The following is a 23,264-nucleotide window of genomic DNA, read 5'->3' on the forward strand; positions in this document are numbered from 1 at the left end:
CAATTCCCCTTACGCTGCCTGCAACATTTTCCGGCTTACTTGATACTCATCACGATTGCGCGCCGGTAAAAAACGCAAACGCTTGTCTGTCCTAACTGGACTAAAATCCGCTGGTAAGGCCCCATCATTCGCAACAACGACCACATTGCTGCCGCGCCACGACACTCCGGCCTCTTCAAGCAACTTTCGATTGCGATAGAAAGTAGCCTTTGCGGATTGCTTCCTTGCCTCCTCGTCACCCAACGTACACATCACATTCCAGAAACCGTAAAGACGCATCCCATTGGAATCACCGTACTCGCTCTTAAGACGCTGCAAGACTGCCTTTGTGTTCCGCACCGTATCCATTCCTTGCTTTCCTTCACGAAGCAGTTTTTCCACTTCTCGGTCGTAAACGCCCTCCAGGTAGGCGTCGGTTACCTCACTTACCCGAGGATTTTTCCCAAAATCGTATTGAAATTTATCGCTGTTAACGCCCACTTCCAAACGTAGGGTTTTATCTGCTAAGCGTTGAAGCGCTTCTAGCTTCCGATCAACCCAGGGTCCCCTCTTCACATCAAGCACACCCGTTTTACGAGCATCATCCTTAACAAAAAGATACATAAATAGGTCGCTAAAATATTGCCTTAGCCGACCACGCTCATGAACACGAAACTCCGAACCTTTGTGGTACCCCTTCACCACTGTTGTCTTTCCGGGAAAATGAAAGGAATGATTCGTCTTTAATGCCCCTTTGCTTCGTCGTGGGAAACTCATGAGTTGCACGCCTTGAAAAAACTCTATGCACTGCTGCATCGACAACCGAAACGTTTCCGCTACATCGACCCTATGCACCGTCCAATAGTGCGCGGGCAAAAAATCGACCTCTAATATCTGGCCTACCAATTCAATAAAATCACCACAGACTTTTTGAAAATCGGTTGGGCCACCATAAACGTTATGCCCCAGAAAAATTTTATGAACAGAGGCTTCGATGAGGACATACGGTTCGCAAGGGCACAACTGAGGACGTCCACTCTTATTGATGACATACTCCTCATACTTTGGCAGGACAGAAATTCTGGAGTCCCACGAACCGGACAACTCACCGGAAAAAATTTCATACTTCAGTTGTCCCGTCGCCATTTCCACACCCGAGCGCCGTAAACACTGTTGTTGGATGTGATCGATAATTGATGCATCCATCGGGGGTGATCGTAGTTTTATCGTGTCGTATCCCATAAACCCTAAACCGAACCGGCACCAGAATCGTTAATTGCAAAAGTCCCATCCGTGAGACCGTCAGGCGGTGCTACCACGCCCGCCTGACTAAAAGCACAGTCAACGGCAAAAGCAAAACCCCGGCCGTCGGCCGCACAAATTACGGCTGTCCTCGCTTCGCTGCGGGCAGGCGAAATTTGTACCGACGCAGCGCAACGACGCGCAACAGCCTCTCCGACACTTGGACCAGTGACACATCCAGCTTTATCCATTGGCGGCGGAGCATCCAGTGCAGCCATCCCAACCTTAATCTCTTCGAACGAGATGAACTTGCCGCTGGGGTAGAAAAACTGAGTACGCAAATCGCTAAAGGGCAATCGCTTAGTCCATTCCACCTTGTTGTGCCGTGCAGTCGCAATGCACGCCAAAAAGTCCCCTACTTGCCCTTGTACGAGTACGTCGGCACCGCAAATAATCCGAAAGGAAAAAGTATGGGAATTTGATGATTTAGTTAGAAACGTAGACAGACGCGGTTCAAATTTTCTGTCGCACGCAAACGCTGCCCAAGCGGGAGGAACAGAGGAGCCATTGCTCCTCAAATTACGCTTCCAGATCGGGAGGTTTTCTTGGGGAGCATTCATTCTGAATCCCCTGTTACATGTGAAATGTGAGAGAAGACCAACGACCAACGCGGATCATCACGCATCTCGGCACGGTCAGAGTGCGACCACCACTCCAACCTGGTGACTGATTGATTATTGGAGTACTGCGCAATCCTACTGATCGCTTGGCTCACGCAGCTCTGCGTAAGAGCGGTTTCTCCGTGAAGGACGGATAGCGAGTTCTCAGGCTTGAGTTGAGAATGCTTCAATTGCGGTTCCCCGCAATCCAAGCGTTTAGTTCATGCTGAAGAAAGCCAATAGCAGACTTATCAGAAGCGCCCAGGCGTATCGGGCGAGGAAAAGATGGATCAAGTTTGACACGTCGCCATACGGTAACGCGAGACAAACCAAGCATTTGACATACAGCTGGGATGCGCAGAATTTGCATGAACCACCGTGAAACAAGTTAATCGTGGTGGCATTCTGGCTATGGACGATGAAAATTAAGAGGTAGTTTTAAAAGAAAGATTTCTCCCCATAGGGTGCTTAGGGTGGAGATAGGTTGCACAGCAATTGTAGTAGTTGAGAGTTGACCGGGCACAAGCTGTCAGATGAGTTAAATTTCTAACATGTCGGTTACCGGCTATAAACCGGTTGCCCAAGTTCCGCTCTAATAGAGGCCAAGGGAAGCGAAAGTTTGTCATTCTTGGACGCAAATCACTGCGCTCAAGGTAGACGAACCCTACTACAATTATTGAAGCCGTTGCTTTGCGAGATAGGATGAAGGTGTCCTAGCCTGATAAGCCGAAGCGCTCAATCCTTTTCAACCATGTTCCTACATATGAACCCACACCGCGTCTGCTCCTCTTGCTTTTCCAACCAAGATTTACGTCTCTGGATTCGGGACTATGAAGGACCTCGTGGTTGCGACTTTTGTGGCAAGTTCGACTCACCAACAGTGGAATTCCACAGAGTGGCGGCCTACATTGACCAGTGCATCGGGCGCTATTATGGGAAAGCCGTTAATCAGCTTGGGTATTGCTCAGCAGAAGGGGGCTATCTGGGAGACCATTGGGATTCGTGGGAGATGCTCGGCAGGGTCGGGTTGGAACTGCCTCGAGACCATACTGGCAGTCTGTTCTCGGCAATCGCTGGCGCCATATCGGACGAACCGTGGTGTGACTTTGATGTGGGCGCACTTGAACTTGACCATGCCTTGTGGAGCAGTTGGGAATCATTTTGCCATACCGTAAAGCACAAACGAAGATTCTTTTTTCATAATAGCGGCAGAGATGGCCAAGATTCATTCACCCCGGCGTCACTGCTGCGTAACATTGCACGAGCAAGTGAAGCACTCGGTTTGATTGTGGAGCTCCCTGCCGGTTTGAGGCTTTGGCGTGCGCGACCAGACCTTCCTAAAGGTGGACACGTCAGTGCGTCGGATTTCGGCCCACCTCCTCTCGAGTTTGCTCTTCAGAGCAATCGTATGAATCCAGCGGGTATTCCGATGCTTTATCTCGCATCATCGGCAATCACTGCCTTGAAGGAGACACGTGCTGATAAAGCAAAGATGGGGCTCTGGCGCTCGATTCGCCCTATACGAATTCTAGACTTACGCGACCTGCCGCCTGTGCCAACCCTGTTCTCGGAAGAAGCGCGCACGTTGACGCTCACATTGAGCTTCTTGCATGACTTCGCTAACGACATCATGAAGCCGGTAGCGCGCAATAACCAAGTTCACATCGACTACCTACCCTCTCAAGTTGTCACCGAGTTCATACGCGACTATGATTTTTCAGGCGGAGCTCTGGATGGAGTTGCGTACGGCAGCACCGTCCATAAACGTGGTTGGAACGTCGCATTATTTCTCGGACCAATCGAGCTGGGACTTGAAACTCCTGAATGGGGTGCTACGCCCCCTCCGTTTTTTACGTTCGACAAGGCAACCTGGACTACTTCTGCTTAGGGGCGTTTGCGGCCAGTTCCCTGACGTGATGTGTCAGCTCAAGTCTGAACAAGTACACATCGATGCTGAAATGGCGATGCTTTCCCCCTTGTAAAAATTAGGGCTGTCGCGAGTGTCATGGACCAGTTCAGTTGCATCGCAAACTGGAAATTTCATATTCATAACCCATCTAGACCTGATGGCCGTTAAACCTAGCGAGCAAACCGTGGCAAATCTTCAAGGAGGTTATTTTCGCGAACAATCCTATCTAGGTAAACGACTCCGAATTCGAGAACTCCGTGAAGTTCATCGGCGAAGCTCCACTCGAAGCCCTTTGACAGTGAATATAGACAATTATTAGCGCTATGGGCGGCTGTACGTTTCCCCTCATCACCACTAAAAGGTACGTGAGCCGCCTCAAATAATGCAGCAAGAAATTGCGCTGAACAGTATTTGGAACAGTTATAAAGATCTTTGCTCCACCTAACGGGTATTTGATACTCGTGACATAGGACAACAAAACGCTTCCCGACAAAGGTAATCACATCACGCTTGCTTCTAAGCCCACAGAGAGCTTTGCTGGCAGCATTCAGTGCTCCAGCAAAGTCATGCGTGAGGTTTAGGGAGGACAAGTTGCAATGTGCTAAGGCATCAGCTTCGGAGTCGCTTAGTTCGTCAATTTTTTCCTTAAGCTTTCCTGCAAGATCACGAATATCACTAAATTTATCCAGGTGCCTCGAAGTGAAATCCATTCGACCATCAACGAGTACCCTTGCGTAATCAGCAAGCGATACGAAAGCGCGTACACAGTCTTCACGCTTGGATACATTATATTTTTCACAAGTCCTCAATGCATGATCGACCAACCCAGCCATTGAGCTATCAACATCGATCCCAAGTTTCGACGCAAACTCCGGAAAATTCATGTTTTTGCTTTCCAAGTGTCTAGTAGATCAGCCCAATCCTGCATCATGCCTCGGCGTTCATCCAAGTATGTCGCATGATTGTAGGTACGCCGTACAGCGTTCGGTTCCGCATGTGCAAGTTGAGCCTCAATTACATCATGGCGATAGCCCAGCTCATTTAGACGCGTACTTCCAGTGGTCCTAGTGCCATGCGGACTATATTTTTTTGCCCATCCTAATTTTTTAAGCGCCTGCCGCAATGCAGCGTCTGCCATAGGGCGGGCACGATCATCACGATTGGGAAACACATACTTAGTGTGGCCCGTTACTGGCCTCATTGCTTTTAACAACTTTACGGCTTGCTCAGGCAACGGCAGCACATGTTCGCGACGTGCTTTCATGCGTTGTGCCGGAATTTTCCAAAGCGCGCTATCAAGATCAAATTCTTCCCATTCAGCTTGAACTGACTCGTTCGGTCTCACCAATGTGAGCCACATCAAGCGGAATGCATTAAGCGTCTGAAAGTTGCCTCCGTGACCGTCAAAATCGACAAGCAGCTTGCCAATTTCCTCAACCGACAAAGCTCGTTTGTGCTGTGTTTTATTTGGTGGCAACGCCTTACGTACCGCCCATACGGGGTCCGTATCTGCACGCAACGTTGCAACAGCAAGTTCAAACACTGATGACATGGTTCGCTTCGCCTCAGCAGCAACCGTTGGTGCGCCACGCGCGACCGTTTTATTTAGGATATCAAGGACATGTGCGGACGTAATCTGACGCACTGGCAGCTTGCCAATTGATGGAAATACCACCCTCTGAAGCATGTCCAGCCGGCGCGTCTTAGTGACATCCTCCCAGTCCTTCAACGCCAACCATTCCTGAGCAATCACCTCAAAGGTATTGCCGGAATCCAGTTCCCGCTTCACACGTTCAAGCTGCCGGTTCTGAACAGGACTTATGCCCTGTTTTACGAGCTTACGAGCTTCGCCGCATGCATCCCTCGCATCGGCCAGACTGACATCCGGATAGTCCCCCAGTGCAAACAAGGACTCCTTGCTGTTCAGCTTGAAACGATAGCGCCACGCCTTCACTCCGGATGGCTTTATCTCAAGGTAGAGACCTTTAAAATCGTTAAGCCGGTACAGCTTTTCGCGGGGCTTCGCGTTGCGACAGTGTGCATCAGTCAGCATCAAGTTTCACAAGTTAGAGATGATTTTTGATTGTACCCACCATTTTTGACAACAACAAGGGATTGTACTCACCCACGTACCCGTGATTTGTGTGAATGCATACGAAATATCATGAAATACCTGGAAACAAAAAAGCCGCGAAATTCGCGGCTTTTCATGGGTAAAAGTGTTGTTTCTACGGGTATGAGAAACAATATGATACCCGTTGAAACAGCAGTGACAAGTTAGACGTTGAACAGGAAGTTCAGCACGTCGCCATCCTTGACGACGTATTCCTTGCCTTCGGCGCGCATCTTGCCCGCTTCCTTGGCGCCTGCTTCGCCCTTGTAGGCGATGAAGTCGTCATAGGCGATGGTTTGCGCGCGGATGAAGCCGCGTTCGAAGTCGGTGTGGATCACGCCGGCCGCCTGCGGTGCGGTGTCGCCCACATGGATGGTCCAGGCGCGCACTTCCTTCACGCCTGCCGTGAAGTAGGTTTGCAGGCCCAGCAGCTTGTACGCGCCGCGGATCAGACGGTCCAGGCCTGGCTCTTCCATGCCCATGTCGGCCAGGAAAGCGCCCTTGTCGGCGTCGTCCAGGTCGGCGATTTCCGCTTCCAGCGCCGCGCAGATGGCGACGATAGGGGCGTTTTGCGATTGCGCATAGGCCGTCAGCTGATCCAGCAGCGGGTTATTCGTGAAGCCCGAGTCGGACACGTTGGCCACGAACATGGCCGGCTTGGCCGTGATCAGGCACAAAGGCTTGATCAGTTCCATTTCATCGGCGTCCAGGCCCATGGCACGCACGGGTTTCGCGTCGTTCAGGTAAGGCATCATGCGTTCCATGATGGCCAGCAGCTTGGCCGCATCCTTGTCGCCCGAGCGGGCTTTCTTGTTTTCGCGGTGGATGGCTTTTTCCACGGTACCCATGTCGGCCAGCGCCAGTTCGGTCTGGATAACTTCGATATCGTCGAGCGGGTTGATCTTGCCAGCCACGTGGATGACGTTGTCATCTTCGAAGCAGCGCACGACGTTGACGATGGCGTCCGTTTCGCGGATGTGCGACAGGAACTGGTTACCCAGGCCCTCGCCTTTCGACGCGCCCGCCACCAGGCCGGCGATGTCGACGAATTCCACGATGGCGTTGACCATGCGTTCCGGCTTGACGATGGCGGCCAGCGCATCCATGCGTGGGTCCGGCACTTCGACGACGCCGACGTTCGGCTCGATGGTGCAGAACGGATAGTTTTCAGCCGGGATGCCGGCTTTCGTCAGTGCATTGAACAGGGTGGACTTGCCGACGTTCGGCAAGCCGACGATACCGCATTGGAGACTCATGGAAAACCTTTAATAATCAAAGCACATGGCGCCGTCTATCGGCGTGCTTGCCGTGCTGTTAGGGAAAACGGGGCGATTGTTCACCCTTTTCCGGGGATAGTGCGTGTGCTGCATTTCAAGGGGTCAATTGTACCCGTGTCCCGCGCGCTTCAACAGTCCGATGATGGGCAAATGACGCCAAAACAGTCGTATCGTGACGCCATCAGGCCCTGTTCTCAGGCCGTATGCAGCTTCATGGTCGCCGCCTCGAACTTGCCTTCGACGATCTGCGGCATGACTTGCAACGATTTGTCTATCGCTTGCTCGATCAGCTCCTGGTCCTCGCGGCGCGGGCGGTGCAGCACGAAGTCAGCCACCTGCTGCTGCAGGCTCAGGGTACGCGGATGGCCGATGCCCAGGCGCAAGCGCCAGTAATCCTGCGTGCCCAGCGCGGCCGTGATGTCCTTCAAGCCATTATGGCCGCCGGCCGAGCCGCCCTTCTTCAGGCGCGCGATGCCGGGCATCAGATCGAGTTCGTCGTGCACGACCAGCACTTCATCGGCGGCGATCTTGAAGAAACGCGCCAGCGCGCCCACGGATTGGCCCGAGCGGTTCATGAAGGTCAGCGGTTCGAGCAGCCAGACTTCGTTGCCGCCGATGGAGGTCTTGGCCAGCATGGCGTTGTAGCGCGAATCGCGCTGCAAGCGCGTGCCGGGCAAGCTGTTGGCGAGGTTGTCCACCAGCCAGAAACCGGCATTGTGACGGGTTTGTTCGTATTCGGGTCCCGGGTTGCCGAGGCCGACGATCAGGCGTATGGGCATGGCTGTGTCTGCAGTGTAAAAACGTATTATCGGTGAAAACAGGCAGAAAAAAACCCGTCCGGAGCGAACCGGACGGGTTTTTCCTTGCGACTACCGCATTGCTGCGGCGGCAAAATTACTTCTTGTCAGCAACAACTTCAGCAGCAGCGGCTTCAGCAGCAACGTGGCCAGCCGGTACCGAAGCGGTAGCGATGGTCAGGTTGGCGCCGTGGGTGACAGCGGTCACGCCAGCTGGCAGGACCAGGTCGCCAACGTGCAGCGAGTGACCGACGTCGATGTTCGACAGGTCAACGTTGATGAATTCTGGCAGTTGGCCTGGCAGGCACGAAACTTCGATTTCGTTGGCTACGTGGCTGATGGTCGCGCCGTGCAGTTTGACTGCTGGGGAAACGTCAGCGTTCGTGAAGTGCAGAGCAACTTTCACGTGGATAGCTTGCTTAGCGTCAACGCGTTGGAAGTCAGCGTGCAGAACCAGTTGTTTGTATGCGTGGACTTGGAAGTCGCGCAACAGAACTTGCTGGGAAACGCCGTCGATTTCCAGGTCCAGGATCGACGAGTGGAACACTTCTTTTTTCAGCGCGTGGTACAGGGCGTTGTGATCCAGCGAGATCAGCACTGGGGCTTCAGCGCCACCGTAGACGATACCAGGGGTTTGGCCGGAAATGCGCAGGCGGCGGCTCGCTCCGGAACCTTGCAATTCGCGTTTAAATGCGATAACTTTCATGTGAAACTCCAAGAAGAACAAGGCTTGCACCTTGTGTTATGAAGATTCCCGCGACCAGGAATCTTCGAAAATGGGCGCATACGCGCCCCGAAAACTAAAATACTACGGCGCAACAGGCAAAAAGCCGGTCGCGCCGCAGGTGACGTCTGTTGCTGCTCTTGTCGAATTAATCGATAAAGAGGGAAATAACCGAATCGCCCTTGATGATGCGCTTGAACGTCTCGGCCAGCAGCGGCGCGCACGTCAATTGACGGATCTTGCCGCAGGCCAGGGCCGCTTCGGACAGGGGGATCGTATCGGTCACGACCAGCTCATCGAGTGGCGAGGCCGAAATACGGTCGATCGCCGGGCCCGACAGCACCGCGTGCGTGCAATACGCCACGACTTTTTTCGCGCCGCGCTCTTTGAGCACTTCGGCAGCCTTCGTCAGGGTGCCTGCCGTGTCGACCATGTCATCCATGATCACGCAGTTGCGGCCTTCGACTTCACCGATGATGTTCATTACTTCCGACACGTTCGCTTTTGGACGACGCTTGTCGATGATGGCCAGGTCGCAGCCCAGGCGTTTTGCCAGAGCGCGCGCACGTACCACACCGCCGACGTCCGGCGACACCACCAGCAGATCCTGGTAGTTTTTCTTTTGCAGGTCGCCCAGCAAAATTGGCGAAGCGTAGATATTGTCGACTGGGATATCGAAGAAACCTTGAATCTGGTCAGCGTGCAAGTCCATGATCAGGACGCGCTCGACACCGGCTTCTTCCAGCATGTTCGCCACCACCTTGGCCGAAATTGCCACACGCGCGGAGCGTGGACGACGGTCTTGGCGGGCGTAGCCGAAGTAAGGAATCGCGGCGGTGATGCGGCCAGCGGAAGCACGTTTCAAGGCATCAACCATCAGCATGATTTCCATCAGGCTGTCGTTGGTTGGAGCACAGGTGGATTGCAAAACAAAAACATCCTTGCCGCGTACGTTTTCGTTAATCTCGACCATTACTTCGCCGTCGGAGAATTTCGAAACGTTTGCTTTACCGAGAGGGATGCCGAGGTTTTTTGCGACCCCCTCTGCCAACGCTGGATTCGCGTTGCCGGTAAAAACCATCAGGTTTTCGTAAGCCATGGGAGTCCCAAGAGGTGATATAGAAGTCTTGAAAAGCACTAACCGGGCATAAGCCCGGTCAGTCATTGTTTAGAATATGCCGCGTGGCGACATATCTGCTTTTTCCCGTACTGGACGCTAACCTCGCATCGACAGACTACGGTGAAATTGTGGCAGGGGAAGAAGGATTCGAACCTTCGCATGCTGGAATCAAAATCCAGTGCCTTAACCAGCTTGGCGATTCCCCTACGTTACTGACTGCTTGCCGTCATGTTGGCCAGTATTATACCGACTATTTGACGCTAAGCAAAATCTTTTTTTGCTCTTTACAACACCGTGAGCATCGGGTGGCGATTCAGCGCTTTTGCCTTCCAGGCGATCCAGACTGGTGGCACATTGCTGAGCACCGCATCCGCTTCTTCCTGACTGCCAAACGCACTAAACACACAAGCACCGGAACCAGTCATCCTGGCCTCACCGTGAGCACCCAGCCATTCTACCGCATCTGCTACCGGCTTGAAAAGACTGCATGCCACTTGCTGTAAATCATTCTTACCAAACCCACCCGCACCGTTTCCTTCTGCGAGGTACCTGGAAAAGTCCGCTATTGTGACGGGTTCGGTATTTCTCGTCAAGCCTTCCGCGCAAAAAATTGCGGCGGTAGGCACTTGCACGCCCGGCTCGATCACCACATACCAGCATTCGGGCGTGGCGACGGGCTGTAGGGCCTCGCCCACACCTTCGGCAAAGGCGTTTTCGCCAAAGATGAAAAACGGGATATCGGCGCCCAGCGGCAAGCCCAGCGCCATCAATTCCTCCCGGCTCAAGCCCGCTTGCCACAGGCGGTTCAAGGCCATCAGGGCCGTGGCCGCGTCGGACGAACCGCCCCCCAGGCCGCCGCCCATGGGCAGCACCTTGTCGATGGCGATATCGACGCCGCGCGGCAAGGCGCCCGTGCGGCGCAGCACTTCCGCCTGCAGCAGTTTCGCGGCACGGACGATCAGGTCCTGCTCTTCCGGCACGCCGGCCAGCGCCGTCACGCGGCGGATCAGCGTATCGTCGCGCAGCGCGAAGTGCAAAGTGTCGCCATGGTCGAGCAACTGGAACACCGTCTGCAGCAGATGGTAGCCATCGGCACGGCGGCCGTTAACGTGCAGAAATAAGTTCAGCTTGGCGGGAGCCGGGCAATGATTCAGGGTCGTCAATGTCATGGTGCAGGTGTGGATGGGGCGGCATCGAGCACGATGCGCAGCGAGACGGCATCGGCCTGCGCGCTGGTGGTGCGTTCGGCATCGATACGCCGCGGTTGGGGCAAGGCGCCCAGTGTGTTGTCAGCAGCATCTTGCCACGACACATAGCGCAAGCGCCAGCCGTCTTTGGTTATCACGCTGTCATTGGCCGGTGACGCGACGAAGCGCTTGCCATCGGCGCCCACGGCATAACCTTGCAGCCAGTCGCGCAAGCCCGACACGGGCAGGGACCAGCCCAGCATCTGCGCGCTCAGGGTATCGACATCGGGCGCGCTGCGCGGCGCCTTGCCGCTTTGCGTCAACACGGCCTGCTGCGGCGTGACGGCGATCGTCGCCAGGGTGCTGCCGACGGGCGTATACAGGGTCACATCCGTGCGCGCGGCCGTCTGCAGCCAGTTGAAGTTGACGGTGGCCGATTCGGGCTTGTCATCCTTCTGGTACACGACGTTCAGGCGGCCCGTCAGCTCCACCTGTTCGCGGTAGGGCGCCACGGCTTCGCCCGATGGCGCGGCGCCGGACGAAAAGGGAGAAGTCAGGGTCGAGCAGGCCGAGAGGGCCAAGCACAGGACCGTCAGGGGCAGGAAATGTTTGGACATGGGTTTGGACATGGGCACAAGGAAAAACCAGCGCCATGGCGCTGGTTTTTCATAGTTGAGTTAATCGATTCAATCACAAACTGACATTCAAGCGCGCCAGGGTGCTTTTTAGCGCGTCGTTTTTCGGATCCTTGCCTTGCGCCTCGCGCCACAGCTTTTGCGCTTCGGCCTTGTCGCCCTTCTGCCACAGCACTTCGCCCAGGTGGACGGCGATTTCCGGATCGCTGCGCACGGCATAGGCGCGGCGCAGCGCGTTTTCCGCGGCAACCAGGTTACCCATGCGGAACTGCACCCAGCCCATGCTGTCCATGATGAACGGGTCGCCCGGCGCCATCTGCAAGGCTTTTTCGATCAGCGCATGGGCTTCCGGCAGGCGGATGCCCCGTTCGGCCAGCGAGTAGCCCAGGGCGTTATACGCGTGCTGGTTGTCGGGCGCCAGCGCCATCACGCGGCGCAGGCTCGCCTCCATCAGCTCGAGTTTGTCCAGGCGCTCGGCCAGCAAGGCGTAGTCGTACAGCAATTCCGGATTATCTGGGAAGCGCAGCAAGGCGTTTTCCAGCACCGTATAGGCGCTTTGCACGTAGCCGGCATCGCGCAGGAATTGCGCGTCGACCAGCAGCACCTGCGCCTGGATTGCCGAATCGTCCGTTTCGATTTCCGCCAGCGCCTTGCGCGCCGCATCGAGATTGCCGCCACGGGCGATCAGCTGGGCGCGGCGCAAACGCGCCTCGACATAACCGGCGGACGCGCTGTTGTCGACCTTGTCCAGCCAGGCGATGGCGCCGGCCGTGTCGCCGCGCGTTTCGGCGATCTGCGACAGTATCATCAGGGCCTTGAACGGATCGCGCGCGTCGCCAGGGGATTTGTCGAGCACGGCCAGGAAGCGCTTGAAGTACTGCTCCGCGCCCTTGGTGTCTTCCAGCTGCAACGCCACGATGCCGAGCGCATACAGGCCGCCCAGGTTGTCGGGCTGGCTTTTCAGCAGCAGCAGGAATTGGTCGCGTGCCAGCTCCAGCTGTTTTTGCTCGACCAGCAGGCGCGCATACGCGCCGCGCACTTCGACGGCGTCCGGATTCTTTTGCAGGAAGGCGGCCAGCACCTTGCCTGCCGCCTCGGGCTCGCCCGTCACCTGCGCCAGGGTCAGCGCGGCCAGCTCGGAGTTCGGCTTGATCGCCAACGCCTTGTTCGCTTCGCCGATGGCGCGTTCACGCTCGCCGAGCGACAGGGCGCCCTGCGCCAGCACCAGGTGGGCTTCAAACATGTCCAGGTAGGGCTGCACCAGGCGCGTGAGCATGGCATATGCAAACAGCTTGTCATTCGAGCGCGACAGGATCTGCTGCATCTGGAACAGGGCCACGCCCCGTGCACCCTGCGGCGCATTGGCCAGGCGCTCGGCAAAAATCGGTTCCGCTTCTTCGATCTTGTCCGTCAACACGACGAAGCCAAGGAAGAACTGGGTCGCCTCGTCCGATTCGGGCGCCAGCTCGCGCCACAGGCGGATGGCCGCCAGCGCTTCGCCGCCCTGCTTGGCGGCCAGCGCCATTTCGGAGGCGCGGCGCGCCAGGCGCGGGTCGCGCGTCTGCTGCGCCGCCACCATCATCGTCACATACGGCCCTTGCCACTGGCCGCTCTTGAATTCCATTTCAGCCTTGGTCAGCTTGTACAGCAAATCGCTGCTCAACTCGACCTTGGGCAGCTTCTCGCCCTTGGCGTCGTCGCCGGACTCGATACCGGGCGCTGGCGGCGCAGCGGCCGCAGCGGGACTGGCCGCCCCATCGGCGGGGGCAACAGGCGTCTGTGCCATGGCATGCGTGGCCATCAGGGCGGACAAGGTTACAATGGCGAAAGCGTTTTTCAAAGGCTGATCCTGGCTAAACGGCAAAGTTTGATTCTACGCCCAACGCGGCTATCGCGTACTTCACGTATGTAACGAAATATATACGTCGTGGCGGCGTAGCGTGCCCGGGCCAGCCATCCGCCGGCGACCCGCCTGTTTTTTACCCGGTTTTCCACCATTCGAGCCCTATGCCAGAATTGCCAGAAGTCGAAGTCACACGGCGCGGTGTCGCGCCCCACATCGAAGGGCGCGCCGTGCGTGCCGTCGTGCTGCGCCGCGACGGCCTGCGCTGGCCCTTCCCCCCTGCCCTGGGCGAACAATTGTCGGGGCAAACCATCGGCCTGACGGGGCGGCGCGGCAAATACCTGCTGATCCACTTCCGCCACGGCACCCTGATCATCCATCTGGGCATGTCGGGCCATTTGCGCGTGCTGCCCACGGGGACCGAGGCGCAAAAGCACGACCATTTCGACCTCGTCGTAGAAGACGCGGACGGCGGCAGCCAGGTGCTGCGCATGACGGATCCGCGCCGCTTCGGCGCCGTGCTGTGGCATGACGAGGCCGACGGCCCGCTGGATGGCCACGCGCTGCTGCGCGGCCTGGGCACGGAACCGCTGGAAGGCGGCTTCACGGGCCAGCTACTGTTCGAGAAAACGCGCAACAAGGGCACCAACATCAAGCAAGTGCTGATGGCGGGCGACATCGTCGTCGGCGTGGGCAATATCTATTGTTCCGAAAGCCTGTTCCGCGCGGGGATCAACCCGAAGACGCCAGCCCGGCGTATCGGCCTGGCCCGCTATGAGAAACTGGCGCAATCGATCCGCGACGTGCTGGCCGAAGCCATCGTGCAGGGCGGCAGCACCCTGCGCGACTTCATCGGCGTCAACGGCCAGTCCGGCTACTTCCAGCAGACGTATTTCACGTACAACCGCGCGGGCAAGCCATGCCGCGTGTGCGGCGCGCCGATCCGGCAAATCGTGCAGGGACAGCGTTCCACGTTTTACTGCGTGAATTGCCAAAAGTAGCCACACTCACAGAGGGAGCCAGATGGTCAGAGACTTGGAACAATACAGCGCATGGCGCCAGGATGTGCTGGCGGCCCTGCAGGCATACCGGCAAGCCGCCAGCGCGGCGGGCCTGGTCGACGGCGCCTCCGCGCTGCGCCTGACGCGCTGTGGCTCCCGCCTGACTGACGACCGCCTGTCCGTGGCCTTCGTGGCGGAATTCTCGCGCGGAAAATCCGAGCTGATCAACGCCATCTTCTTTGCCGGCTATGGCCAGCGCATCCTGCCCTCGGGCGCGGGCCGCACCACCATGTGCCCCACCGAGCTGCTGTACGACGCGGCCTGGCCACCATCGATCCGGCTGCTGCCCATCGAGACGCGCGCGCAGAACCTGTCGACCAGCGACTACCGCGACCTCCCCGCCGCCTGGACCGTCCTGCCCCTGAACATCGAGGCGGGCGGCGACATGCAGGAAGCCATCCGCCAGGTCAGCCTGACGAAAAAAGTCAGCGTGGAAGAAGCGGCGCACTACGGCCTGTACGACGCCGACGACGCGGACGCCCCCGCCATGCTCGACGAGGACGGCCAGGTGGAAATTTCCATGTGGCGCCACGCCATCATCAACTTCCCCCATCCGCTGCTGAAACAGGGCCTGGTGATTCTCGACACGCCCGGCCTGAACGCCATCGGCACGGAACCGGAACTGACCCTGAACCTGATCCCGAATGCGCACGCGGTGCTGTTCATCCTGGCGGCCGACACGGGCGTCACGCGCAGCGATATCGAAGTATGGCGCAACCATATCGGCGCCGGCGCGGGGCGCCTGGTGGTGCTCAACAAGATCGACAGCATGTGGGACGAATTGCGCGGCGATGCCGAGGTGGCGCAAGCCATCGAACGCCAGCAGGCCAGCGTGGCGCATCTGCTGACGCTGGATGCGGGCCAGGTGTTTCCCGTCTCGGCGCAAAAGGCCCTGGTAGGCAAGATCAACCACGATGCCACGCTGCTGGAAAAGAGCCGCTTGCTGCCGCTGGAGACGGCCCTGTTCGAGGAGCTGATCCCCGCGCGCAAGGACATCATCCGGCGCCAGCTGGCGTTCGACCTGGACGCCATCGAGGCGGCGCAGCAGGTGCAGGCGGCGGCGCGCGCGCGCGGCATTGCCGAGCAGCTGCACGAGCTGCACAGCCTGCGCGGCAAGAACCAGAGCGTGATCGCGCACATGATGCGCCGCGTCGATATCGAGAAGAAGGAATTCGACAGCAGCCTGTTCAAGCTGCAGGCCACGCGCGCCGTATTTACCCGCCTGTCGACGGAACTCTATACGAGCCTGGGCATGGATATCGTGCGCGACGATATCGATGGCGTGCGCGCCGCCATGCAGCGCAGCCGCTTTTTCACGGGCCTGCGCGAAGCCGTGCGCCAGTATTTCGAGCGCATCACCAGGAACCTGGATCGCTCGGAAGGCAAGACGGCCGAGATCACGGAAATGATGAACGTGATGTACCGCAAATTCGCCACCGAACATGGCTTGGCGCTGGCCTTGCCGATGCCGTTTTCCCTGGCCCGCTACCGCCAGGAGATCGCCGATATCGAAGCCGTGTATCACAAGCAGTTCGGCACGGCCACCCTGCTCACCACCAGCCGGGTCGTGCTGATGGAGAAATTCTTCGACACCATCGCCTCACGCGTGCGCCGCAGTTTCACCAATGCCAACGACGACGCCAGCGCCTGGCTGAAAGTCATCATGGCGCCCCTCGAAGCGCAGATCGTCGAATACAAGGAACAGCTGAAACTGCGCTTTGCCTCGATCCAGCGCATCCACGACGCCACGGGCAGCCTGGAACAGAAAATCGCCGGCTTCGAAGCCAGCCTGGCGGCGCTCGAACGCGACAAGGCGCAGCTGGCGCAATTGCTCGCTGCCTTGCGCACGGCCAGCGCAACCTGAACGCAACATCAGCAACATCACACCACAGAACACTGGAAACCTGCATGAAACGTCTGCTGCATCCGCTCTCGCCCGCCAAGGGCGCAACTCAGTTTGAAAACGCGTCTGAAAATTACATCGACCCGACTTTTTCCGCCACCGTCATCGCCTGGCAAAAGCAGCATGGCCGCCATGCGCTGCCATGGCAAAACACGCGCGACGCCTACCTGATCTGGCTGTCCGAAATCATGCTGCAGCAAACGCAGGTCACCGCCGTGCTGGGCTACTACGCGCGCTTCCTCGAACGCTTCCCTACCCTGCGCGATTTGGCCAGCGCCCCGGTGGAAGACGTGATGGCGCAGTGGAGCGGCCTCGGTTACTACACGCGGGCGCGCAACCTGCACAAGTGCGCGCAGCGCGTGGTAGCCGAATACGATGGCGTCTTTCCCAGCGATCCCGCCCTGCTGGCCGACCTGCCCGGCATCGGCCGTTCGACGGCAGCCGCCATCTCCGCGTTTTCCAGCGGCACGCGCGCGGCCATCATGGATGGCAACGTCAAGCGCGTCTTCGCGCGCACCTTCGGCATCGATGCCTATCCCGGCGAAAAACGCGTCGAGGAAGCCATGTGGCGCCGCGCCGAAGCGCTGCTGCCGGAGACTGGCATCGAAGCCTACACGCAGGGCTTGATGGACTTCGGCGCCACCCTGTGCACGCGCAGCAGCCCCGATTGCGGCCGCTGCCCGCTGCAGCCGCGCTGCGTGGCCTACGCCACCCATCGGGTCAAAGACTTACCGGTGCGCAAACCAAAGAAAACCAGCCCGGAAAAACATGCGGTCATGCTCGTCGTCATCGACGATGGCCAGGTGCTGCTGGAACAACGTCCCGGCTCCGGCATCTGGGGCGGCTTGCTGTCGCTGCCGGAACTCGATGGCCACGTGCTGGCCGATGCAGACTGTCCGCGCGACATCGACCAGGATGCGCTCGCGCGCGCCGTGGCGCCCTTCGGCGCCATCGAGACGCAGGAACGGCTGCTGCCCATCGTACACGTGTTTACCCACTACAAGCTGCACATCGTCCCCTGCCGCATCACGCTGGCGCGCCGTCTGGCGCTGGCCGGAGAGTCCACGCACGTCTGGTACGACGGCGCGAACATCGCCGACGCGCCGCTGCCCGCGCCCATCAAGAAACTGCTGCTGGACCTGTTCGGCGATGCGCGTGCGGCGCAGCGCAGCATGTTCTAGTGCGCAGGCTTGTCGTACTGGCGCTGGCGGCGCTGTGTTGGCACGGCGCGCAAGCGGCTGACGAACTGCCAGAGGTAAGAATAGGCGTGCTGGCCTACAAGGGCGGCGACGCCGTGCAGCAGGACTGGTCGTACGTGACGCGCCATCTGCAAGCGAACATCCCCGGCATCCGTTTCATCCTGGCCGACTACGACCAGGCGGGCCTGACACGCGCCGTGCAGTCGCAGGCCATTGCCTTCGCCATCACCAGCAGCGGCCATTACGTGGCGCTGGAACACAGCGATGGCGCCAGCCGCATCGCCACGCTCGAATCGCCATGGACGGACTCGCCGCGCCAGGCCATCGGCTCGGCTATCGTCGTGCGCAGCGCGTCGCCGTTGCACGACCTGGCCGACCTGGCGGGCAAGAACGTGATGGCCGTGGCGCCCGACGCCTTTGGCGGCTACCAGATCGCCGCGCGCGAACTGCGCGAAGCGGGCATCGATCCCGCGCATGATTTTGCCAGCCTGCGCTACAGCGGTTTTCCCTCGCAGCAGATCGTCGACGCCGTGCGCGCCGGGCGCATGGATGCGGGCATCGTGCGCACCTGTCTGCTCGAACAGATGGTGGCGCGCGGCGAAGTGCGCGCCGAGGAACTGCGCGTGATCACCACGCGCCCGATTCCCGGCTTTCGCTGCGCCAGCTCGTCGCGGCTGTATCCGGACTGGCCCTTCGTGGCCCTGCGCCAGACGCCGCCCGCGCTGGCGAAAAAAGTGGCGCAGGCTCTGCTGGCCATGCCGCGCACCGAGGAAGGCTACAGCTGGACGGTGCCCAGCGATTACCAGATCGTCGATGAACTGTTCCGCGAACTGCGCATCGGTCCCTACGCCTATCTGGACAAGCTGACGTTCGAGACGGCGCTGCGCCGCTACTGGGGCTGGATGCTGCTGGTGCTGGCCCTGCTCGTGGCCTGGGCCGTGCACACGGTGCGCGTGGAATACCTGGTCAGCCGGCGCACGGAGCAATTGCGCGCCGCCCAGCACCAGCAGCGCGCGCTGGAAGAACAGGCGCGCCAGCGCCAGGCCACGCTCGACCACACGGCGCGCCTGGCGATTCTGGGCGAAATGGCCAGCGCCATCGCGCATGAATTGAACCAGCCGCTGGCCGCCATCGGCAATTTCGCGCGCGGCATGGCGCGCCGCATCACGGCGGGTCGGCTCGATGCGGCGCCCCTGCTCGACGGCGCGCAGGAAATCGCCACGCAAAGCGAACGCGCGGGCACCATCATCCGTCACATTCGCGCGATGGCGCAAAAGCGTCCCGCGCACAGCACCGCCTTCGCCCTGGCCGACGCCGTGGAGCAAGCCGTGGCCCTGTTCCGCGCAGCCCATCCGCAAGCCAATATCAGCTGGCGCCACGAGGCAGTCAGCGCGACACCGCGCGTGCTGGCCGACCCGCAGCAAGTGCAGCAGGTGCTGCTCAATTTACTGAAAAATGCGCTCGATGCGCAGCTGGAAAACGGCAATCCGCAGCACCCCATCGGCGTGCTGCTGCACCGCGAAAACGGCGCCTGCACGGTGGCCGTGCGCGACGCCGGCTGCGGCCTGGAAGCGGCGCAGATGGCGCGCCTGTTCGAACCCTTCTTTACCACCAAGGCCGAAGGCCTGGGCCTGGGCATGTCGCTCAGCAAAAGCATCATCGAATCGTTCGGCGGCAGCCTGTCGGCGCACGCCAACGCCGATGCACCAGGCTTGACGGTCTGGTTCCGCCTGCCCGAAGATACCGGCCTGGGAGCCAACAAGGAAACACCATGAATGAAAGCGATGCGATCATCTTTGTCGTCGACGACGACGCCGCCATGCGCCGCTCGCTGGCCTATCTGTTCGATTCGGCCGGCTGGAAGGTCGAGACGTTCGAGTCGGCGCGCGACTTCCTGCAGCGCTACGCTGGCCATGTGCCGGGCTGCCTGCTGCTCGACGTGCGCATGCCTTTGATGAGCGGACTGGAACTGCAACAGGAGTTGAACAACAGGACCGGGCACGCCATCTCCCTGCCCGTGATTTTCCTCAGCGGTCACGGCGACCTGGCCATGGCCGTGCAGACGATGAAGGCAGGCGCCTGCGATTTTTTGGAAAAGCCGTGCAAGGACCAGGTATTGCTGGACGCCGTCAGCCGGGCCGTGGCCCGCAGCGTGGAAGAAAGCCGTAGCGCCGCCAGCACGAATACGGCGCAATCGGCGCTGGCCAGGCTCACCGCACGCGAGCGCGAAGTGGCGTTGCTGATGGCCGAAGGCAAAGCCTCGAAAGTCATCGCCCGCGAACTGGGCATCAGCGACAAGACGGTACAGGTGCACCGCCATAACACGATGGAAAAACTGGGCCTGCATTCAGCAGCCGAGGTAGCCCGGTTGCTGATGGCCAGCGGCGAGATTTAAGCCCGCACGATACGCGCCGGCAGCCCCTGCCGCACCGACGTGCCCGAAACGGGATCGACAAACACGTTCTTGTCGCCGCGGCTCGGGTCCGTCAATCCCAGGTCATTCAGGTTGATGCCCGCGCCGATGGTCGGTTCATCTGGCTGGCGCAGCTTGCCGATACGGTGGGCGCGCGCACCGTGCTCCTTGTGGCCGAAACCGTGTTCGACGGCAATCACGCCCCGCTGCACGCCATGGCGCAGCATCACCGTGGCCCTGGCCCTGCCACCCGGCGTTTCCAGGTAAATGGCATCGCCATTTACCAGCTTCAAGCGGGCCGCATCGTCGGGATGCACGGCGACCGGGTTGTCCGGATGGATGCCGCGCAAGCGCCGCGCACCGATGCTGTAGGAATTCTGCAGCGCCGATTTAAAGCTGATCAACTCGAACGGCCACTCGCTGGCCGGATAGGTTTTGCGCACGGGCGTACCGTCGGCAAACGCCGCCACTCGCCACGCGGGCGTGCCGGGAAAACGCTTGCCGCTCAAGCTGTTCTTGCTCACGCCCAGGCCCTCGTTGTACAGCATCATGGGCTTCAGGTAACGGTGCGTGGACCAGTCCTGCGGATACGGCGTCTCGTCGATCACGGGTGCAGGAGCCACGGGTGCCTTGGGGTTCGCCGGTGGCGGCAGGCGCAGGCCGAACATTTCGCCATAGCTCTGGTAGCGCCCTCCCCGCGCCAGCATGAAGGCCACCTTGCGCCACTCTTCCGGCTTCAAGGTGCGCTCCAGTTCGGGGCGGATGCGCGCCACGCCGGACAGTTCGATATCGTCGTCGCTAGCTTCCGGCACGGACGTTTTCCCTTGCCAGGCGATGTTGGCACCGCCCCGCAGATACCAGTCTTCCGCGCGCTGCAGGGGAAAGCGCTGGCCATCCATGTCCTGCAAGGCTTCTGGACCGAAACCGGGCAAGTCCATCGTTTTCGCCAGCGCGATGAAGAACGATTCCATGCAGATGGTCTGGCCGTCCGGCGTCTTTTGCACGCGCGGTTCGACCACGGGCCAGCGCGCCGTGCTCATTTTGACGGGCATGCCGCCCCAGGCGCCAGCCCAGCCCCAGCTTTCGTACAGCAAGGTATCGGGCAACAGGTAGTCGGCAAACGCCGAGCTTTCATTGATGAAAGGGTCGATGGCGACGATCAGGGGTATCTTCTTCGGATCGGCCAGTTCCTTGCCGATCTGCGCGCGCAAGCCCGTGATGCCGTAGACGGGATTGCAGCTCCACAGAATCAGCGCCTTCAGGGTGTACGGGTAGCCGTTCATGGCGCTGGTCAGCCACTCGGTGGCCAGCGCGGGCGCATTCGGATACCACGGCGCCTTCGCCGGATACGCCTTGCCCGCTTCTTTCTTCAGCTTGAATTCCGAGGTTTTTTCATACGGCACATTGCGCCCGATCGGCATGCCGGCCGCCTTGATCTCGCCGTCGAAACTCTCGAGGTTATAGCGCGGACCGGGTCCCGCATCCTTGAAGCTGCCGCCGTTGACCAGGGTGCCGCCCTTGCGATTCAGGTTACCGATCAGGGTATTGAGCATGACCAGCGCATACGCGTTATAGAATCCCGCACCCGACATCATGCCGCCGTGCGCATTGACGGCGGCGCGCTTGCCATGGCTGGTGAGTTCCTGCGCCAGCCCTTCGATGATGTCGCGTGAAATGCCGCAGGCCGCCGCGTATTCATCCATGCTGTGGCGCTGCGCTTCCTCGTTGAGCATCGTCATGGCCGTCTTCAGGTGCAGTGGTGCACCCGCCACGTCCCGCGGGCCGTCGAAGAACAGGCGCGCCTCACCCTTGGCGGCATTGTGTGGCACGATCGCTTGCGTGGCGGAGTCGATCACGCAAAAGGCGTCGCCATCCTTGTAGCGCTCTTCTTCCGACAACTCCACCGCGCCCATATCCGACGCGCGCAGGTAGCGGCCATCGCGCGGATGGCCCTTCTCGTTAATGATCAAATGTGTGGCATTGCACCAGGCGGCTTCGCCCGCCGCTTCCGCCACCTTTAGGTTCGGCTGCACGAGGAAGTTGCGGTCATAGCGTTCGTGCTCGATGATCCAGCGGATCATGCCCATGGCCAGCGCGCCATCCGTGCCCGGCTTGATCGGCACCCAGCGGCTGCGGTCGCCCGCGGCCAGGCTGTCCGCGTTCGTCAGCACGGGGTCGACGACGACGTAGCTGAATTCGCGCTTGCCCGACCTTGCTTTCGCGATCAGGGTGCCCTGGCGCTTGAACGGGTTGCCCGCATTGCCCGGCGCCGTGCCGACGAACATGCAAAATTCCGTATTTTCCAGGTCCACTTTCGCGTGCGGCATCTTCTTCATGTCGCCGAACATGGCACCCGAGCCGCTGCGGTAGGCGCCGCCACAATACGAACCGTGGTTGACCAGGTTCAAACTGCCGTACGACTGCTTGAAAAAGCGCGTGCCGAACGCCAGGCGGCCATCGTCGGTACTGCACATCAGGCCCACCTGGTTCACTTGCGGGCCCAGTTCCGGCTGCGCCGGATCGATCGGCTTTTCCAGCTCGCGCAAGGCGCGCAGTCCCTCCACGTGGCCTTCGCCAAACAGGTCGCCGCCTTCCGTCACTTCCTTCACCAACTGGTCGAAGGCGATCGGTTCCCACTGGCCGCCGCCGCGCGGCCCTACACGCTTCATAGGCGCCAGCACGCGGAACGGCGACTCCATCTGTTCCAGCACGCCGTTGCCGCGGCCGCAAGCCGTCGAACGGCCCTTCAGCCCCTTTTCCTGGAAGCGCGACAGCGAGACAAAACTGTCGCGGATCGAGGTTTGATACGGCAGCGCCGGGTCGGCCGACAGTGGGCTGTAGGGATTGCCGGCCACGCGCAGCACCTTGCCGCTTTTTTTATCCAGGCGCACGCGCACGCCGCAAAACGTGGTGCAGCCCATGCACATGGTGTAGCTCACTTGCTGGTCCGGATTGACCGTCAGCTTGCCCGTGGCCGTATCGACGGAAAACTCGGGCGGCAGGGAATTGCCATGCAGTTTCTGCACGGGTTTATCCTTGCCCAGCGCATGGTCGACCATGCGGCCGGCCGTGGTGGAAAAGCTGGCGGCAAACGCGGCCAGGCCGCCGCCGATGGCGCCGTAGCGCAACAGCTTGCGGCGTTTTTCGTTTTCGTCGTCAGGGACGTCGTTGTGTGCGTTGTTGTGTATTTGATCGTTCATTTT

19 protein-coding genes and 1 tRNA gene are annotated in these 23,264 nt (G+C 59.5%); 6 read left to right on the forward strand and 14 right to left on the reverse strand.

Translation table 11 applies throughout. The features are described 5' to 3' along the window. Positions 1–9 precede the first annotated feature (9 nt). The 3 genes from OX459_RS15760 to OX459_RS28055 all read right to left on the reverse strand — a co-directional run bounded on the left by OX459_RS15760 (position 10) and on the right by OX459_RS28055 (position 2,250). The gene (locus OX459_RS15760) at positions 10–1,221 is read right to left on the reverse strand and encodes a phage/plasmid replication protein, II/X family (RefSeq protein ID WP_289905758.1); all 1,212 of its coding nucleotides are present in this window, start codon (positions 1,219–1,221) and stop codon (positions 10–12) included. 5 nt (positions 1,222–1,226) lie between these two features. Continuing rightward, positions 1,227–1,841, reverse strand: coding sequence for a hypothetical protein (locus tag OX459_RS15765; RefSeq protein ID WP_289905759.1), 615 nt, complete (start codon positions 1,839–1,841; stop codon positions 1,227–1,229). A 226-nt stretch (positions 1,842–2,067) separates the two neighbouring features. Next, entirely contained in the window at positions 2,068–2,250 is a 183-nt protein-coding gene (locus tag OX459_RS28055) for an AlpA family phage regulatory protein (protein ID WP_354669668.1), read from the reverse strand. Between the two features lie 393 nt (positions 2,251–2,643). Between OX459_RS28055 and OX459_RS15770 the strand changes: the two genes are divergently transcribed. Further along, on the forward strand, positions 2,644–3,768 hold the full coding sequence (locus OX459_RS15770) for a HEPN-associated N-terminal domain-containing protein (protein ID WP_289905760.1): 1,125 nt from the start codon (positions 2,644–2,646) through the stop codon (positions 3,766–3,768). Between the two features lie 191 nt (positions 3,769–3,959). Here the strand turns inward: OX459_RS15770 and OX459_RS15775 are convergent, their stop codons facing one another. The 10 genes from OX459_RS15775 to OX459_RS15820 all read right to left on the reverse strand — a co-directional run bounded on the left by OX459_RS15775 (position 3,960) and on the right by OX459_RS15820 (position 13,482). Further along, positions 3,960–4,673 (reverse strand): hypothetical protein, encoded by a 714-nt coding sequence (locus OX459_RS15775; RefSeq protein WP_289905761.1) that lies wholly within the window; start codon positions 4,671–4,673, stop codon positions 3,960–3,962. Then, a complete protein-coding gene (locus OX459_RS15780) occupies positions 4,670–5,842 on the reverse strand; it encodes an integrase arm-type DNA-binding domain-containing protein (protein ID WP_289905762.1) in 1,173 nt (390 codons plus the stop codon). The genes OX459_RS15775 and OX459_RS15780 overlap by 4 nt, the downstream gene beginning before the upstream one ends. Before the next feature lie 224 nt (positions 5,843–6,066). After that, complete coding sequence (ychF, locus tag OX459_RS15785) at positions 6,067–7,158, reverse strand: redox-regulated ATPase YchF (RefSeq protein ID WP_251349368.1); 1,092 nt, start codon at positions 7,156–7,158, stop codon at positions 6,067–6,069. Between the two features lie 215 nt (positions 7,159–7,373). Further along, positions 7,374–7,958, reverse strand: a complete 585-nt coding sequence (gene pth / locus OX459_RS15790; protein ID WP_034753275.1) for an aminoacyl-tRNA hydrolase — start codon at positions 7,956–7,958, stop codon at positions 7,374–7,376. A gap of 115 nt (positions 7,959–8,073) precedes the next feature. After that, positions 8,074–8,682 (reverse strand): 50S ribosomal protein L25/general stress protein Ctc, encoded by a 609-nt coding sequence (locus OX459_RS15795; RefSeq protein ID WP_077408940.1) that lies wholly within the window; start codon positions 8,680–8,682, stop codon positions 8,074–8,076. A 166-nt stretch (positions 8,683–8,848) separates the two neighbouring features. Next, on the reverse strand, positions 8,849–9,799 hold the full coding sequence (locus OX459_RS15800) for a ribose-phosphate pyrophosphokinase (protein ID WP_034753270.1): 951 nt from the start codon (positions 9,797–9,799) through the stop codon (positions 8,849–8,851). A gap of 150 nt (positions 9,800–9,949) precedes the next feature. After that, a tRNA-Gln gene (locus OX459_RS15805) sits at positions 9,950–10,026 on the reverse strand. A gap of 78 nt (positions 10,027–10,104) precedes the next feature. Beyond that, entirely contained in the window at positions 10,105–10,989 is an 885-nt protein-coding gene (gene ispE, locus OX459_RS15810; RefSeq protein WP_289905764.1) for a 4-(cytidine 5'-diphospho)-2-C-methyl-D-erythritol kinase, read from the reverse strand. Continuing rightward, entirely contained in the window at positions 10,986–11,624 is a 639-nt protein-coding gene (locus OX459_RS15815; protein ID WP_289905765.1) for an outer membrane lipoprotein LolB, read from the reverse strand. The genes ispE and OX459_RS15815 overlap by 4 nt, the downstream gene beginning before the upstream one ends. Before the next feature lie 73 nt (positions 11,625–11,697). Next, positions 11,698–13,482 (reverse strand): tetratricopeptide repeat protein, encoded by a 1,785-nt coding sequence (locus OX459_RS15820; RefSeq protein WP_289905766.1) that lies wholly within the window; start codon positions 13,480–13,482, stop codon positions 11,698–11,700. A gap of 167 nt (positions 13,483–13,649) precedes the next feature. Between OX459_RS15820 and mutM the strand changes: the two genes are divergently transcribed. The 5 genes from mutM to OX459_RS15845 are packed head-to-tail and all read left to right on the forward strand — an operon-like array spanning position 13,650 to position 20,043. Next, positions 13,650–14,486 carry a bifunctional DNA-formamidopyrimidine glycosylase/DNA-(apurinic or apyrimidinic site) lyase gene (gene mutM / locus OX459_RS15825; RefSeq protein ID WP_289905767.1) on the forward strand — a complete coding sequence of 279 codons (837 nt, stop codon included), beginning with the start codon at positions 13,650–13,652 and terminating at the stop codon, positions 14,484–14,486. A 22-nt stretch (positions 14,487–14,508) separates the two neighbouring features. Further along, positions 14,509–16,410 carry a dynamin family protein gene (locus OX459_RS15830; RefSeq protein WP_289905768.1) on the forward strand — a complete coding sequence of 634 codons (1,902 nt, stop codon included), beginning with the start codon at positions 14,509–14,511 and terminating at the stop codon, positions 16,408–16,410. A 44-nt stretch (positions 16,411–16,454) separates the two neighbouring features. Further along, a complete protein-coding gene (gene mutY / locus OX459_RS15835; protein ID WP_289905769.1) occupies positions 16,455–17,630 on the forward strand; it encodes an A/G-specific adenine glycosylase in 1,176 nt (391 codons plus the stop codon). Then, on the forward strand, positions 17,630–19,423 hold the full coding sequence (locus tag OX459_RS15840) for a sensor histidine kinase (RefSeq protein WP_289905770.1): 1,794 nt from the start codon (positions 17,630–17,632) through the stop codon (positions 19,421–19,423). The genes mutY and OX459_RS15840 overlap by 1 nt, the downstream gene beginning before the upstream one ends. Beyond that, positions 19,420–20,043 (forward strand): response regulator, encoded by a 624-nt coding sequence (locus OX459_RS15845; RefSeq protein ID WP_289905772.1) that lies wholly within the window; start codon positions 19,420–19,422, stop codon positions 20,041–20,043. The genes OX459_RS15840 and OX459_RS15845 overlap by 4 nt, the downstream gene beginning before the upstream one ends. On the opposite strand, the gene OX459_RS15850 is transcribed toward OX459_RS15845, so the two are convergent. Further along, positions 20,040–23,261 (reverse strand): molybdopterin dinucleotide binding domain-containing protein, encoded by a 3,222-nt coding sequence (locus OX459_RS15850; protein WP_289905773.1) that lies wholly within the window; start codon positions 23,259–23,261, stop codon positions 20,040–20,042. The genes OX459_RS15845 and OX459_RS15850 overlap by 4 nt on opposite strands. Between the last annotated feature and the right edge of the window lie 3 nt (positions 23,262–23,264).

The sequence above is a fragment of the Janthinobacterium sp. SUN026 genome (genome assembly GCF_030397625.1).
Taxonomy (GTDB): domain Bacteria; phylum Pseudomonadota; class Gammaproteobacteria; order Burkholderiales; family Burkholderiaceae_D; genus Janthinobacterium; species Janthinobacterium kumbetense.